Raw genomic sequence first — 15,474 nt, forward strand, 5'->3', positions numbered from 1 at the left:
GTTATGAATTACGAATGTACTAAAATTATCATTCGTAATTCATAATTTAGATTATCTAAGAAAGTTCAATAACCACTTCTTCGGTTTTTCTTCGAACTTTTTTTAAGTCTTTCATATAATCGTCTTCAGCTCTAAAACCAACGGGTAAAACTAAAACCGAATTTAAGTTTAGCTTATTTAAACCTAAAATTTCATCATATTTGACTGGGTTAAAACCTTCCATAGGGCAACTGTCAATCTTTTCGTTTGCAGCTACGGTCATAAGATTTCCTAAAGCGATATAGGCCTGATTTTTCATCCAAGAGGTAAGAATTTCTTTGGGTTTGTTAGCAATGTCATTTACTAAAAACTCTTTAAAAGGATTTAGAATTTCGTCTGGTGTGTTTCTTGTGTCCTTTACTAATTTAAAGTAGCTCTCAACGTGTTCAGAAGTTAATTCTTTAGGAATACAAAGTACTAATAAATGCGAAGCTTGTACAACTTGAAGTTGGTTCCAAGAATGTGCTACTAATTGTTGCTGTAAATCTTTGTTTTTTACCACAACCATTTTTACAGGTTGTAACCCGTATGAAGTTGCAGTTAAGTTAAAAGCTTCTTTTAAAATATTGATTTGCTCTTCGGAAAGAAATTTATGTTCGTCAAATTTTTTAACAGCATAACGCCATTGTAAATTTTCTATACTATTCATGTGGTTTAATTTTCTTATTCGGCAAAAATAGTTGAATAGGATATTGTTATAAAATACTTTGGATAATAAAAATTGATAATGCCATAAAAATATTTTGTAAATTCATGGAGAAAAAGGAAGTTTATGAAAGAAGAGTTTTTACATTTTTTGTGGAAATACAAGCTGTTCAGTACAACAGATTTAAAATCGACCAAAGGAGAATCTATTGAGATTGTTAATTCAGGAATTTATAATACCAATACCGGTCCTGATTTTTTAAACACACAATTAAAAATTGATGGTCAGTTATGGATTGGAAATATAGAGATTCATTTAAAATCATCTGATTGGTATGCGCATCATCATGAAGAAGATACAAATTACGATGCGATAATTTTACATGTGGTGTGGAGTTATGATGCTGATGTTTTTATGAAAAACAATCTTCCTTTACCTACTTTAGAACTGGAAAAGTTTGTTCAAAAAGAAGTATTGGTAAATTATCAGAAATTATTTTCAAAAGAACAACGATGGATTCCCTGTGAAAAGCAAATAGCAGAAGTAGATTCTTTTTTGTTGAATAATTGGTTGGAACGACTGTATTTTGAACGATTAGAAAATAAAGCTGTTTTTATCAAAGAATTGTTGGTGAAATCAAATAATGATTATGAAGCTGTGTTATTTAAACTACTTGCCAAAAACTTTGGATTAAAAGTAAATGGAGAAGCTTTTTTTGATATGTCTAATTCTTTTGATTTTTCTGTATTGCGAAAAGTTCGGTTTCAGGAAGAGCAACTATCCGCTTTATTGTTTGGGCAATCAGGATTTTTAGAAGACGAAGTTGAAGATGGTTATTATACACAACTGCAAAATGAGTATAAATACTTACAGCATAAACATCAGTTACAGCCTTTAACAAAAAACCGATTTCAATTTTTTAGAATGCGACCGAACAATTTTCCAACGATTCGAATAGCTCAGTTGGTTGCTTTGTATTTCAGGCATCAGCATTTATTTTCTCAAATAGTAGAAGTATCTCGTTTGCAAGATTTTTATATGTTGTTTTCGGTGGAGGTGAATGATTTTTGGAAAACACATTATACGTTTGAAACCACTTCAAAAAAATCACCTAAAAGACTTACAAAGTCGTTTATTGATTTACTTGTCATCAATACGATTATACCTTTAAAATTTGTGTATGAACAAGAAAGAGGAGCAGTAAATGAAGAACAATTATTGCAATTAATGCAGCAGTTGAAACCAGAGAAAAACTCTATTGTTAGTAAGTTTTCTGAATTAAAAATTGAATCAAAAAATGCTTTTGAAACACAAGCTTTGTTAGAGTTAAAAAACAATTATTGTACAAAGCAAAAATGTTTACAATGCGCTATAGGAAATAGCTTGTTGCGTAAATAAAAAAATCTCGTGAATGTAAACTCACGAGACTCATCTATATTCTTTTATCTAAAAGCGAAGTGTTAGTATAAACTCTTAAATTTTGCAGGATTTGCTTCGTGCATAATTTCGTATACTTTTTCAAAAATATCTTCAGCAGAAGGTTTAGAGAAATAATCTCCGTCAGTACCATAAGCAGGTCTGTGTGCTTTTGCTGTTAAGGTTTGAGGTTTGCTATCTAAATGTTTGTATCCGTTTTGGTTTTCAACAATTTCTTGTAATAGATATGCTGAAGCTCCTCCAGGAACATCTTCGTCAACTACTAACAAACGATTCGTTTTAGCAACCGATCTAACTGTATCATGATTGATGTCGAAAGGTAATAAACTTTGTGCATCTACAATTTCTACATCAATACCCACTTGAGCTAAATCTTTAGCAGCTTCTTCAACAATTCGTAAAGTAGAACCATAAGAAACAATAGTAATATCGCTTCCCTCTTTTATAGTTTCAACAACACCAATAGGAGTTTTAAAATCTCCTAAGTTGGTTGGTAATTCTTCTTTTAAACGATATCCGTTTAAACATTCTACTACTAAAGCAGGATCGTCACCTTCTAATAAAGTATTATAGAATCCGGCAGCTTTCGTCATGTTACGAGGAACTAATACATGAATTCCTCTTACGTTGTTTATTATTCCACCCATTGGTGAACCTGAATGCCAAATTCCTTCTAAACGATGTCCACGGGTACGGATAATTAAAGGAGCTTTTTGTTTTCCAAAAGTACGGTAACGTAGCGTTGCTAAATCGTCACTCATAATTTGTAAAGCATATAATAAATAATCTAAATATTGAATTTCAGCAATTGGACGTAAACCACGCATTGCCATTCCAATACCTTGACCTAAAATGGTAGCTTCTCGAATTCCAGTATCAGAAACACGTAACTCACCAAATTTTTCTTGTAAACCTTCTAATCCTTGGTTTACATCTCCGATATAACCAGCATCTTCACCAAAAATTAATACTTCAGGGTGTTTAGCTAAAATAGCCTCGAAGTTATCACGCATAATAATACGTGCATCTACCATATTTTTTTCTGAAGCATAGGTTGGAGCTTCGGCAGGAATATTTTCAGTAGCTAATTCAGTTTCACTTAATAAATGAGCTGAATATTTTACAGCAGCTTTATCAATTGAAGTTTTAATAAAGTTTTGAAGTGCAGTTTTTTCAGTGAAATCTTCATCTCTTAAGTAACGTAACGTTTTACGAGCAGCTACTAAAATATCTTTTCTAATTGGTTCAGAAATTGCGGCTAAATCATTTTTATATTTTGAAATGAAAGAACCGTTGTTACTTTTTTGTGCAATGGTATCTAACAAAGCAATAGCTTCGGCTACTTCTGCTTTTATTTCGTTTGTATATGCGCTCCAAGCATCACGTTTAGCTTTACTAACTTCTTTTTTCGCTTCTTTTTCAATATTGATTAAATCTTCTTCAGAATCAATAAATTTTAAAGTTTCTCCGTCTTCATTTTCTAATTCAAACTCTAAAATCCATTTACGCATTTGAGCAATACAATCAAATTCTTGCTCCCATTGTAAACGCTCTTTCGATTTGTAACGTTCGTGAGAACCAGAAGTAGAGTGTCCTTGAGGTTGCGTTAATTCTTTTACATGAATTAATACAGGAATATGTTGCTCTCTTGCAATTTGAGAAGCTTTGTTATAAGTGTCGATTAGCTGAACATAATCCCATCCATTTACTACAAAGATTTCATACCCGTTACTTTCGTTTTCACGTTGGAATCCTTTTAAAATTTCAGAAATGCTTTCTTTGGTAGTTTGATGACGTGCGTGTACTGAAATTCCGTACTCATCATCCCAAACATTCATCACCATTGGAACTTGTAAAACACCAGCTGCGTTGATTGTTTCAAAAAACAATCCTTCACTTGTACTAGCATTACCAATGGTGCCCCAAGCAACTTCGTTTCCGTTGATTGAAAAATTAGTGTGTTTTTCTAATCCTTCAACGTTTCTGTAAATTTTAGATGCTTGTGCCAATCCTAATAAACGAGGCATTTGTCCTGCAGTAGGAGAGATATCTGATGATGAATTTTTTTGAGCGGTTAAGTTTTTCCAGTTACCGTTTTCATCTATAGAATGTGTTGCAAAATGTCCTCCCATTTGACGACCGGCAGACATAGGCTCAATATCAATATCAGTATGTGCGTATAATCCTGCAAAAAATTGTTGTGGAGTTAATTCTCCAATAGCCATCATAAAGGTTTGGTCACGATAATAACCTGATCTGAAATCTCCATTTTGAAAAGCTTTAGCCATAGCTAACTGTGGTACTTCTTTACCATCTCCAAAAATTCCAAATTTAGCTTTACCTGTTAAAACTTCTCTTCTTCCTAATAAACTACATTCTCGACTAATACGAGCAATTCTATAGTCCTTTAAAACTTCATTTTTAAAATCTTGAAAAGAAAGCTGTTGAGTATTAGCTATTTCGGTATTTTGCGTCATAATCATCTAATTTAGGTATGGTTACAAAGATAGGTTTTTTAGTTGATATTTAAAAATTTCAATATTTGTTGAATATTCTTCAAAAAAACAACTAAAATAAAGTAATTATTGAGATATTTATAATACACCCCTTCTAATAAAATTATAAATTCTATCAATATCTGTTGTAATGATGAATCTAATTTTTGAAGGATAGGCTCTTTTATTGATTTCAAAACCTTCATTGGTGTAAATAGGAAGATAAAATTCAAATATTTCAGGAAGGAAGTTTAATCGAATACCGTTTTCATAAAAAAACTTTGGAGAGGTATTTTTGTTTTTTAACATGGCAACGTCATTATAAATTTCTGCCCACTTCCATACGCTTACACTGGTATTAATAGATGTTATAAGTTGATTAGCAAAGTATGGTTCTTTAAATTTAGATTTAAAACCTCCTTGACCAACGACAAACTGCTGACTAAAGATACCTTCACTTTCTGAGCGACCAAATAAATTTTGCTCAAACAAGTAATCATTTCCGCGATTTAATCCAAAGCTAAAGTAATTGCCTTCTGTTTTGTTTGATAAGAAGAGTCCTCCAAAAAATCGAACTTCATAGCTTTTGTTAGCAGAAAAGAATTTTTTATACCTAATGTCGGTTGAGATTTTACTGAAGCTTGAGTTTAATTCGGCGTTTAAAGCATATCTAATGCTTTTTATTGCATCAAACTTGTTATTGATATAACGTAAGTTGAAAATATTATATTTGTCTTTGTCACTTTTGATTTCACTGGAAGGAACTTCTTTATTGACACTAATTAGACGTGCAGTGAATGACTTTGAACTAATATCACGAAGTGAATTTCTTCTAAACTGAAAATTGATAAATGGGAAGAATGTGTTATACCCTAGCTCAGGGGCATAGTGAAAGTTACTTCCGCCAATTCCGTAACGTATTTTATATAGGTTAGGGCTTTTAAGAAAGTGATTGTAGGAAACTTCAAAAGAGCCTGTCAAATTCTGGCTTTTTGTACTGTAATTAGGAGTGATGCTAAATTCAAAATTTCTATTAATGATTGACTTGTTATTGATGTTAAAACCTAATATCAATCCATCATATAAATTATATTTAAAATCAGGATAATAAAATAATTGATTATAATAAGGGTTTTCAAAATCTTTAAAAAGACGAAACTTTAGAGGTTTATTAATGAGGGTGTTGTTTACATTTTTGAAATTATCTAATAAATTAAATTCTGGGTAGATATTTTCATAATTTAGTGCTAGCTTTTTAAAATCACCTCTTTTAATTTTTACGGTTTTGGTTGAATCAACATCGGTTACCCAAGTTTTAAATTCAATGTCTTTTTTTTGAATTCCATACAAAGCCACAGGAGCGCTGAAATCACTTTTATTTTTAATAGTAACGTATAAAGAATCTTTGTTTTTAGAAAAAGAAACGTTATTTATTTTATAATCTATTTTTTTGTCAGTGGTAATATAATCTCCAAAGAACCACTGTAAATCTTTAGAGGTGTTTTTTTGAAGAATATTAGAGAAATCACTACTATTTGAAGGTTTAAGTTGATGTTTTATATAGAACTCTTTTACAGATTTTTTTAGAATACTGTCTCCAATAAAGTTTTGAAGATATTTAAATCCAAGTCCTGCTTTATATTTGCTAACTACCTTTCTGTTAAAGTTAGAAAGCGAATCGCTAGCTGTAGTTAAAGGTTGATCATAAAATTTACGAGAACTAAACTGATAAACAAGCGCGTATTTATCATTTTGTTTTAACTGTGAAATATTATACGATTTAATAGGCCAGTAGTTAGAATATTTACCTAAAACAGTAACGTCAGGATAATATTTCTTTACATATTCCATCATTAAAAAGGTTTGTAAGCCATCAGTTAACCAATAATCTTTTCGGGTATTTTGAATAATAACATCGTCAAAATATTTTTGGACAAGTGCTTTAAAAAATCCGGTTTCCCATCTAAAGTTGTTAGGAAATGGTTTTAACCACTTCGGAAGACCATAAATTTCATGTAATGAGTTTTTGCTTACTGTACGAGCATCAACAAGAATTTCGGGGTGCGGATGTTTTCCTGTAAAGCTTTCAATAAACTGTATTTGCCTGTTTATAATTTGAGTAGTTTCCATGTTTGATATACTATTTAAATAGGCGTCAGTTTTTATTTCTTTATCTTTTATTTTGAAAGATTTGAATGTTTTAATGGAATCTATATGTAATATAATATCTTTTTTGTTAGCTCCGACTAAGTAGTAATCAGTAGAGTTTTTTCCGTCAGTTTTATATTGATATAAGTTGCTTTCAACAAAATGATTTTCAGGAACTTCAATTGAGATGTTATAGCTAGAAAGGTTTTCGTATAAATCATCTAGATTTATGTTGCTCATGAGGTGCCATTTTCCATCAAAAATAGCAGGAGTTACATACCAAAAACGTAAATGATAGCCTGTTTTTGTTTTTCCGTATCCTGTGTATTTAACATTCGGAATTTTTACAAAATAGGAAGTGTTTATAATTAAACTATCGTTCGGTTTTAGTTCTTCGTCAAGGTTTATTTTAACAATATCAGGATGCTTTTTTTTCTCTTTAAAAACAACTCGTTTATTGTTAACGGTTACGTTTTTTATATAGCTAAACCCTTTGTCTTGATCTTTAGAAAAGTAAAAGTCATTTTTATAATCTTCAATAAAACGTTTTGCTAAAGGAGTATTGTTGTCAGTAAAACTATTTCCCCAATTGTGTAGATAAAGTTCAGATATATTTGAGGTAGAAGTGTTGAAATAAATTATTTTTTGATCAATATGAATAAGATCGTCATTTACATCTAGTCTTGCTTTTATTTCAATACTGTTTTCTTGCGCTAGTAGATGAACACAGCACAAAGAGACAAAAGTTATAAAAAGGGATATTTTTTTTTTCAGCATTAAATAAAAAAGCTCGATGTGAATTCAACGAGCTTTAAAGATAATTATTTTTAGAAATTAGGTTTCAACTGATATTTAGCATAGAATTTATTGAAGTGTTCTACGGCTTCATCAGCGGTGTCAACGACTCTAAATAGGTTGAGGTCTTTTTCGCTAATGTTTCCTTCTTCTATTAAGGTGTTTTTAATCCAGTCTAATAAACCGCCCCAGAATTTTTTACCTACTAAAACAATTGGGAAACGACCAATTTTGTTGGTTTGAATAAGAGTGATTGCTTCAAAAAGTTCATCCATCGTACCAAAACCACCAGGCATCACTACAAAACCTTGTGAATATTTTACAAACATAACCTTGCGTACAAAGAAGTAATCGAATTCTAAGTTTTTATCGCTATCAATCCAAGGGTTGTCATGTTGTTCAAAAGGTAATTCGATATTTAAACCTACCGAAGTTCCTTTACCGCGATGAGCTCCTTTGTTACCAGCTTCCATAATACCTGGTTCACCACCGGTAATAACTCCAAAACCACTTTGTGTTAATTTATAGGCGACTTCTTCGGCTAATTTATAATATGGATCATCAGTTTTTGTACGGGCAGAACCAAAAATAGATACACAAGGTCCTATTTTACTTAGTTTTTCATAGCCATCAACAAACTCAGACATAATTTTAAAAATTGCCCAAGAGTCGTTTGTTTTTATTTCGTTCCAAGTTTTTTGTTGTAGTTTTTCTCTAATTTTTCTATCATCATTCGGAGTCATAATTCTTCTACTTTTTATATTAAATAACAAATTATTTGCTGAAAATTTAAATTTTAGCAAGCCTGCTAATTTAGCGGTTTTTAACAATAGAAAAAAGGTAAAAGAAAAAAACTACCTAAAAGGTAGTTGTAGTGTGGTGTTTGAAAAAATATATTTTAGTGCTCTTTTTTATAAAGTGTTTTAAATGCTTCATGTACTGCGGGATGTAGTATGGTTGCATGATCTTCATCATAATCTGGTTTGTAAATACAGTTGATGTCACTCTTGCTGGTTAACTTTTCAGCTAAATCATCGGCAATTTCATTCATTGCTGGGTGCTCTTTTCCAACAGATAAAAACACGTTTGGATTAGAAAACTGCTGATTGTTTAACAAGCTATCAATGTTTTTTAGCATTCGGTATTCGTTCCACCATAACGACGGACTAACAATGATATAATCGTTAAACATACTTGGGTTTTTTAGTAAAATTTCTGTAGCTAATAAACCTCCTAACGATTGACCGATTAATGTTGAATGCTTATTGGTTTTATAGTTTTTATTGATGTATGGTTGTGCTTCTTCCTTTAAAAAACGAATGAATTTCTCTGAGCCTCCATGGGTAGGAAAATCTTTAGTATCTAAACTATCTTTACTAGGGTGTGTAAAATCTCTATTTCTATCAATATTTCCAACACCTACAACAATGGTGGGTTGCATTTGAGTTGATAATTGCATAAACTGAACCAGTCCAGCAATGTGTTTAAAATCCTCTTCTTTAGAGCCGTCTAACAAATAAATAGTATTATAGTTTCTAGTTGAATCAGGATGATAACCATGAGGTAAATAAATGTTTAGATTCCTGTCTTCATTTAAAATAGAAGAGTGTAAGGTTGCTACTTCACCAATAGAAATTTGCTCTTTTTCACTTTCTGATTTGACCTCTTGTTTTTTAGTGTTACATGCAATTGAGGTAAACAGTATTAGAATGTAAAAATAATTCTTCATCATAGCTAGGGTTTTTAGTTTAGTTCTTTCTTCAAAAATTTAGCAGTATAACTTGTTTTGTGTTTAGCAACTTCTTCTGGAGTTCCCGAAGTCAGTACTTTTCCACCTTTTTTCCCACCTTCCATACCAATGTCAATAATATAATCGGCAAGTTTAATTACATCTAAATTATGCTCAATAATTAATACAGTATTTCCTTTGTTGGCTAATTTGTTTAGTACTTCCATTAAAACGCGGATATCTTCAAAGTGTAATCCAGTAGTTGGTTCATCTAAAATATAAAAGGTGTTTCCGGTATCTCTTTTTGATAATTCTGAAGCTAATTTAATACGTTGCGCTTCACCACCTGAAAGTGTGGTAGATTGTTGTCCTAGTGTGATATATCCTAAACCAACATCTTTAATTGTTTTTAACTTACGGTGTATTTTAGGAATGTGTTCAAAAAATTCGGTAGCTTCATTAATAGTCATATCTAATACATCAGAAATTGATTTTCCTTTGTAACGGATTTCTAAGGTTTCTCTATTAAAACGCTTTCCTTGACAGGTTTCACATTCTACATGAACATCGGGTAAGAAATTCATTTCTATTACACGAACACCGCCTCCTTGACAAGTTTCACAACGACCACCTTTTACATTGAAACTGAATCTACCTGGTTTATAACCTCGAATAGATGCTTCGGGAGTTTTAGCAAATAAGCTTCTAATTTCGCTAAACACACCTGTATAGGTAGCAGGGTTTGAACGTGGAGTTCTACCAATAGGAGATTGGTCAATATCAATTACTTTATCAATATGCTCTAAACCTTCGATTTTCTTGTAAGGCATCGGCTTTTTTACCGCTCTATAAATATGAGAATTTAAAATAGGGTAGAGGGTTTCGTTAATTAAAGTAGATTTTCCACTCCCCGAAACACCTGTGACACAAATCATTTTTCCTAAAGGGAATTCAACCGAAATATTTTTTAAATTGTTCCCTGAAGCTCCTGATAGTTTAATACTATTTCCGTTCCCTTCACGACGTTTTTTGGGAACCTTTATTTCTTTTCTTTTAGATAGGTAATCTGCTGTAAGTGTATCGTGACTTTTTAAATCTTCAAAAGTACCTTCACTTACAATTTCACCACCATGTCGTCCTGCACCTGGACCGATATCTAAGACAAAATCAGCATTTTTAATCATGTCTTCATCGTGTTCGACTACTAAAACAGAGTTTCCAACATCACGAAGTTTAATTAAAGAATCGATTAATTTCTGATTGTCGCGTTGATGTAAACCAATACTTGGTTCATCTAAAATATAAAGCACCCCGACTAATTGAGAACCAATTTGTGTTGCTAATCGAATACGTTGTGCTTCGCCACCTGAAAGTGACTTTGATGTTCTGTCCAAAGTCAAATAATCCAAACCAACATCTAATAAAAATTGAATTCGTGTACGGATTTCTTTTAAAATTTCAGCGGCAATTGTTAGTTGCTTTTCTGAAAGTTCTTTATCAACTTTTTGAAACCAGCTAGCTAATTCCAGTACATCCATATGAGCTAAATCGCTGATGTTTTTATCAGTGATTTTAAAATGAAGGGCTTCTTTCTTCAAACGTTTTCCTTCACATACAGAACAAGTAACTTCATCCATAAAATCTTTAGCCCAACGTTTGATAGAAGTACTTTCAGAATTGTTATATTGATTTTCAATAAAAGCGATGATGCCTTCAAAGTCGATCTCGTAGTTTCTAGTAACTCCAGCAGCTTTTGACTGAATTTCAAATTTTTCCTTTCCACCATGTAAAATAACTTCCATAGCTTCTTTTGGAATGCTTTTTATAGGATCGGTTAATTTGAAATTATAACGTTCAGCGATAGTTTGAAGCTGTTTAAAAATCCAGCTATTTTTTTGTTCTCCTAGCGGAACAATTCCTCCGTTTTTAATAGAAATACTGTCGTCAGGAATTACTTTTTGATTGTTTATTTCATTAGTAATACCCAATCCGTTACAGTGTGTACAAGCCCCTTTAGGAGAATTGAAAGAAAAAGTATTGGGCTCAGGGTTTGGATAAGCAATTCCTGTAGTAGGGCACATTAATTCTCGACTGAAATAACGCGGTTTTTCATCATCAACATCAATTACCATTAAGATGTTATCACCTGTATATAAAGCTGTTTTAATAGTTTCTTCTAGGCGTTTTTCAGCAGTGTCATTTACAACCAAACGATCAATAACTACTTCAATATCGTGGGTTTTATAACGATCGAGTTTCATGCCTTTTTCAATCTCTCTAATTTCTCCATCGACACGTACACGTACAAATCCTTGTTTAGAAATTTGCTCGAACAACTCACGATAATGCCCTTTTCTAGATTTGATTAAAGGAGCAAGAATTGCAATGCGTTTTCCATCAAAATCTTTTAAAATCAATTCTTTGATCTGCTCGTCAGAATAACTTACCATCTTCTCTCCTGTATTGTATGAGTAAGCATCTGCTGCACGAGAAAATAATAAACGCAGGAAATCGTAAATTTCAGTAATGGTACCTACAGTAGAACGTGGACTTTTATTAGTCGTCTTTTGTTCAATAGAAATTACGGGAGATAAACCATCTATTTTATCAACATCAGGACGCTCTAATCCCCCTAAAAACTGACGTGCATAGGCAGAAAATGTTTCGATATATCGACGTTGTCCTTCAGCATAAATGGTGTCGAAAGCTAAAGAAGATTTCCCGCTACCACTTAAGCCAGTAATTACAACTAGTTTTTCACGAGGAATTTTAACATCAATATTCTTTAAATTATGAGCTCGAGCTCCGTAAACTTCTATGTATTCTTGTTCTTTCAAAGTGAGGGTTTTACCAAAAACAGCAAAGTTACCAAAACCAAATTTATTTTGAAGCAGCGATTATCAACAAATAAACTGAAAATAGTATATTGCGAATAAAACTTAATTAATAAATGAAATTTATCCATTCTGTACGACATTTTTTTGAACGACACGGATTCAATGTATCTTCACGATTTGCAGACCGTTTAGGTATGCGAGCTACTAATGTTCGTTTATTTTTTATTTATATATCATTTGTTACTGTAGGTTTGTCATTCGGGTTGTACTTAACCATGGCGTTTTTATTGCGTTTAAAAGATATGATTTACACCAAAAGAACTTCCGTTTTTGATTTATGACAAACACCGTATTTCAATCAAGGTTATATAGAGCAATTATTCTTTCCTCGTCAATAGTGGCGCTTGGTGTGTTGGGGTATATCCTGCTTTTTGGATATTCGTTTGTCGATGCACTTTACATGACTACTATTACAATAAGTACCATCGGATTCGGAGAAGTGCATCCGTTCGGAGTAGGAGAAAAACTCTTTACCATAGGTTTAATAATATCGAGTTTATTTGTCATTGGTTATGCAGTTTCATCGTTTTCAGAATATTTAATCAGTGGGCAATTTTTTCATCAAATAAAAGTAAAAAAAGTGCAAAAAAAAATAGAAGAATTACAAGGACACACTATTGTTTGTGGTTATGGGAGAAATGGAAGACAAGCTATTTCGAAATTAAAAAGTTATAAAAAACAAATAGTTGTGGTTGAAAAGTATGAAGGAATCGTTAAACAGTTAGATGAAAAAGGGGTGTTAACAATTGAAGGAGATGCTACGCTTGACGAAACTTTATTGAGAGCGGGTATAATGAATGCCGATAATTTAATTACAGCATTACCTTCAGATGCCGATAATTTATTTGTAGTATTAACAGCAAAACAGTTAAATAAAGATTGTAAAATTATAAGTAGAGCTTCGAAAGAAACGTCTTACAATAAGTTAAAAATTGCAGGGGCTGATAATGTGATTATGCCCGATAAGTTGGGAGGCTCGCATATGGCATCTTTAGTAGTAACTCCAGATGTAATTGAGTTTGTAGATAGATTAACTATTGAAGGAGAAACTACAGCAAACTTAGAAGAAGTAGCTATTAATGATTTGCCAGAAAAATACTTAGATAAAACAATTTTAGATTTAGATCTTCGTAAAAAGACCGGATGTACCGTTATCGGTTACCGCACACCAAGTAAGGAGTATATTATAAATCCTGAAGCAGAAGTAAAGCTAGAAGCAGGAGGAAATCTTATTGTTTTAGGGCGACCAGAACAAATAAATACTTTAAGAAAGCTATTTTAAAAAGAGATGAATGATTTTTTAAGTTGTCTATCAAAATAGTTGTAAAAAACTAAATAAAAGTACATTCTTTTTCATTTTCAAAAAAACCTAGTCTCCTTAAGGTTTATGTTGCTTTTCTATAAAAGTTTTAAAACCAGTAAAGCTGAGGATATCTTCAAAATAAAGCCAATACACGATTAGTGGTTTAAGTAGGGTTTTACAAAAATTTAAAGAAAAACTAATCTTATCTTCATATTTAACGATTAAAACTTGTTGTAAGTTCATTTTTTTATGATATTGCGAGCACTAAATCAAAAAAACTAATTCTTACATTATGAATAAAAGATTACTTGCATTGCTGTTTTTATTAACGCCGGTGTTCACATTTGCACAAGAAAAAGGTATAGATCAACAAATAGATGAGTTTTTCAAACCTATTTCAGATTTTTTTAGCAGTGTAATTTTCTTTACAGTTTTCGATACACCTTTTGTATTGATTTTGTTAGTGGCAAGTGCCGCTTTTTTTACAGTTTATTTTGGGTTTCCTAACATTCGTCACTTTTTTACAGCAATTAATGTTGTTAGAGGAAAATATGAAGACATAGAAAAACACGGAGCGCAACTACTATATGGAGAAGAAGGAATTGCACAAGGAGTAGATATGAACAATGTAGATGATATTGAAGAGCATATAGATAATATCGAAAATCTACATAGCGATTTAGCAATTGACGGAGATATAAAAGATACTATAAGAGATGAGAGTCATGAAGGAGAAGTGTCGCATTTCCAAGCATTGGCAACAGCTGTTTCGGGTACAGTAGGTAATGGTAATATTGCAGGGGTTGCATTGGCAATTGCTTTAGGAGGTTCAGGAGCAACTTTTTGGATGATTGTTTGTGGGTTATTAGGTATGTCAACAAAATTTGTTGAATGTACTTTAGGAGTTCACTATCGTGATGTAGGGAAGGACGGTACAGTATATGGAGGTCCTATGTATTACTTATCAAAAGGATTAAAAGAAAAAGGATATGCAACCTTAGGTAAAATTGCAGCAGCTGCATTTGCGGTGTTCTGTATTGGAGGTTCTTTTGGTGGTGGTAACGCAGCACAATCTAATCAAGCAACAATTGTAATTAAAGAGTTGTTGGGGTTAGAAAGTACAGCAGCAGGAGCTATAATAGGTTTAGTGTTGGCAGCTTTAGTAGGAGTTATCATTATTGGAGGAATTAAAAGAATTGCTTCGGTTACTGAAAAAGTAGTTCCGTTTATGGCGGTACTTTACGTATTAGCATGTTTGTATATTATTTTTAGTAACTTTTCTTTAATTGATGATGCTATTTCTTTAATTCTTACAGAAGCATTTAACCCAACAGCGATAGGAGTAGGAAGTGTAATAGGGGTTTTATTGGTAGGATTTCAAAGAGCAGCGTTCTCAAATGAGGCAGGAGCAGGTTCTGCATCAATTGCGCATTCAGCAGTAAAAACAAAATATTCAGCTTCTGAAGGTTTAGTAGCCTTATTAGAGCCATTTATTGATACGGTATTAATTTGTACAATGACAGCTTTAGTAATCATCATGTTTAACTTCGGAGGAGCATTCGAATACGGAGGAGATGGTTCTGGATCTGTATTTATTGATGGTGTTGCGTATGAAGGAGCAGGAATTACATCAAAAGCATTTGCAGCATATATACCTTATTCAAATGTATTTTTAACTGTTGCAGTAGTGTTATTTGCAGTATCAACGATGATTTCATGGTCTTACTACGGGTTACAGTCTTGGAAGTTTTTATTTGGTAGAGGAAAAAAAGCGGATTTAACATATAAATTTTTATTCTTAACTTTCGTGGTAATTGGTGCTGCGGCTAGTATGAAATCTATTTGGGATTTCTCAGATGCAATGATTTTTGCAATGGTGTTCCCAAATATGGTAGGTTTATACTTGTTAATGCCAGTGGTTAAAAAGCAATTAAAAAGGTATATGGATGCTATTAACCTAAAAAAGGAAGCAATTGAAGATTAAA

10 protein-coding genes are annotated in these 15,474 nt (G+C 32.2%); 4 read left to right on the top strand and 6 right to left on the bottom strand.

The features are described from left to right. Positions 1–55: 55 nt before the first annotated feature. Complete coding sequence (locus AC3VI6_RS09260; RefSeq protein WP_435254402.1) at positions 56–688, bottom strand: NAD(P)H-dependent oxidoreductase; 633 nt, start codon at positions 686–688, stop codon at positions 56–58. A 123-nt stretch (positions 689–811) separates the two neighbouring features. Here AC3VI6_RS09260 and AC3VI6_RS09265 point away from each other — a divergent pair, with 123 nt between their 5' ends. Next, positions 812–2,083 carry a DUF2851 family protein gene (locus AC3VI6_RS09265; RefSeq protein WP_497705959.1) on the top strand — a complete coding sequence of 424 codons (1,272 nt, stop codon included), beginning with the start codon at positions 812–814 and terminating at the stop codon, positions 2,081–2,083. 62 nt (positions 2,084–2,145) lie between these two features. Here AC3VI6_RS09265 and AC3VI6_RS09270 read toward each other — a convergent pair whose 3' ends face one another. From AC3VI6_RS09270 to uvrA, 5 genes are all read right to left on the bottom strand, one after another. Then, a complete protein-coding gene (locus tag AC3VI6_RS09270) occupies positions 2,146–4,599 on the bottom strand; it encodes an alpha-ketoacid dehydrogenase subunit alpha/beta (RefSeq protein WP_497705960.1) in 2,454 nt (817 codons plus the stop codon). A gap of 117 nt (positions 4,600–4,716) precedes the next feature. Continuing rightward, positions 4,717–7,500, bottom strand: coding sequence for a gluzincin family metallopeptidase (locus tag AC3VI6_RS09275; RefSeq protein WP_497705961.1), 2,784 nt, complete (start codon positions 7,498–7,500; stop codon positions 4,717–4,719). A gap of 92 nt (positions 7,501–7,592) precedes the next feature. After that, positions 7,593–8,303, bottom strand: a complete 711-nt coding sequence (locus tag AC3VI6_RS09280; protein WP_497706584.1) for an LOG family protein — start codon at positions 8,301–8,303, stop codon at positions 7,593–7,595. A 155-nt stretch (positions 8,304–8,458) separates the two neighbouring features. After that, positions 8,459–9,292, bottom strand: a complete 834-nt coding sequence (locus tag AC3VI6_RS09285; RefSeq protein ID WP_497705962.1) for an alpha/beta hydrolase — start codon at positions 9,290–9,292, stop codon at positions 8,459–8,461. Between the two features lie 11 nt (positions 9,293–9,303). Next, positions 9,304–12,126 carry an excinuclease ABC subunit UvrA gene (gene uvrA / locus AC3VI6_RS09290; protein ID WP_497705963.1) on the bottom strand — a complete coding sequence of 941 codons (2,823 nt, stop codon included), beginning with the start codon at positions 12,124–12,126 and terminating at the stop codon, positions 9,304–9,306. A gap of 113 nt (positions 12,127–12,239) precedes the next feature. Between uvrA and AC3VI6_RS09295 the strand changes: the two genes are divergently transcribed. From AC3VI6_RS09295 to AC3VI6_RS09305, 3 genes are all read left to right on the top strand, one after another. After that, positions 12,240–12,467: a PspC family transcriptional regulator gene (locus AC3VI6_RS09295; RefSeq protein WP_099214064.1), complete on the top strand. Its 228-nt coding sequence runs from the start codon at positions 12,240–12,242 to the stop codon at positions 12,465–12,467. After that, the gene (locus tag AC3VI6_RS09300) at positions 12,464–13,468 is read left to right on the top strand and encodes a potassium channel family protein (protein ID WP_274633608.1); all 1,005 of its coding nucleotides are present in this window, start codon (positions 12,464–12,466) and stop codon (positions 13,466–13,468) included. Before AC3VI6_RS09295 ends, AC3VI6_RS09300 begins: the two co-directional genes overlap by 4 nt. 313 nt (positions 13,469–13,781) lie before the next feature. Further along, positions 13,782–15,473 carry an alanine/glycine:cation symporter family protein gene (locus AC3VI6_RS09305; protein ID WP_497705964.1) on the top strand — a complete coding sequence of 564 codons (1,692 nt, stop codon included), beginning with the start codon at positions 13,782–13,784 and terminating at the stop codon, positions 15,471–15,473. Position 15,474: the final 1 nt, after the last annotated feature.

The organism is Tenacibaculum sp. TB-56 (assembly GCF_059716275.2).

What these genes read in the sequence shown, in the direction of transcription:
- AC3VI6_RS09260 (WP_435254402.1), bottom strand. Translation starts at nt 688, where the DNA reads ATGAATAGTATAGAAAATTTACAATGGCGTTATGCTGTTAAAAAATTT.
- AC3VI6_RS09280 (WP_497706584.1), bottom strand. Translation starts at nt 8,303, where the DNA reads ATGACTCCGAATGATGATAGAAAAATTAGAGAAAAACTACAACAAAAA.
- AC3VI6_RS09265 (WP_497705959.1), top strand. Translation starts at nt 812, where the DNA reads ATGAAAGAAGAGTTTTTACATTTTTTGTGGAAATACAAGCTGTTCAGT.
- AC3VI6_RS09270 (WP_497705960.1), bottom strand. Translation starts at nt 4,599, where the DNA reads ATGACGCAAAATACCGAAATAGCTAATACTCAACAGCTTTCTTTTCAA.
- AC3VI6_RS09305 (WP_497705964.1), top strand. Translation starts at nt 13,782, where the DNA reads ATGAATAAAAGATTACTTGCATTGCTGTTTTTATTAACGCCGGTGTTC.
- AC3VI6_RS09285 (WP_497705962.1), bottom strand. Translation starts at nt 9,292, where the DNA reads ATGATGAAGAATTATTTTTACATTCTAATACTGTTTACCTCAATTGCA.
- AC3VI6_RS09295 (WP_099214064.1), top strand. Translation starts at nt 12,240, where the DNA reads ATGAAATTTATCCATTCTGTACGACATTTTTTTGAACGACACGGATTC.
- AC3VI6_RS09300 (WP_274633608.1), top strand. Translation starts at nt 12,464, where the DNA reads ATGACAAACACCGTATTTCAATCAAGGTTATATAGAGCAATTATTCTT.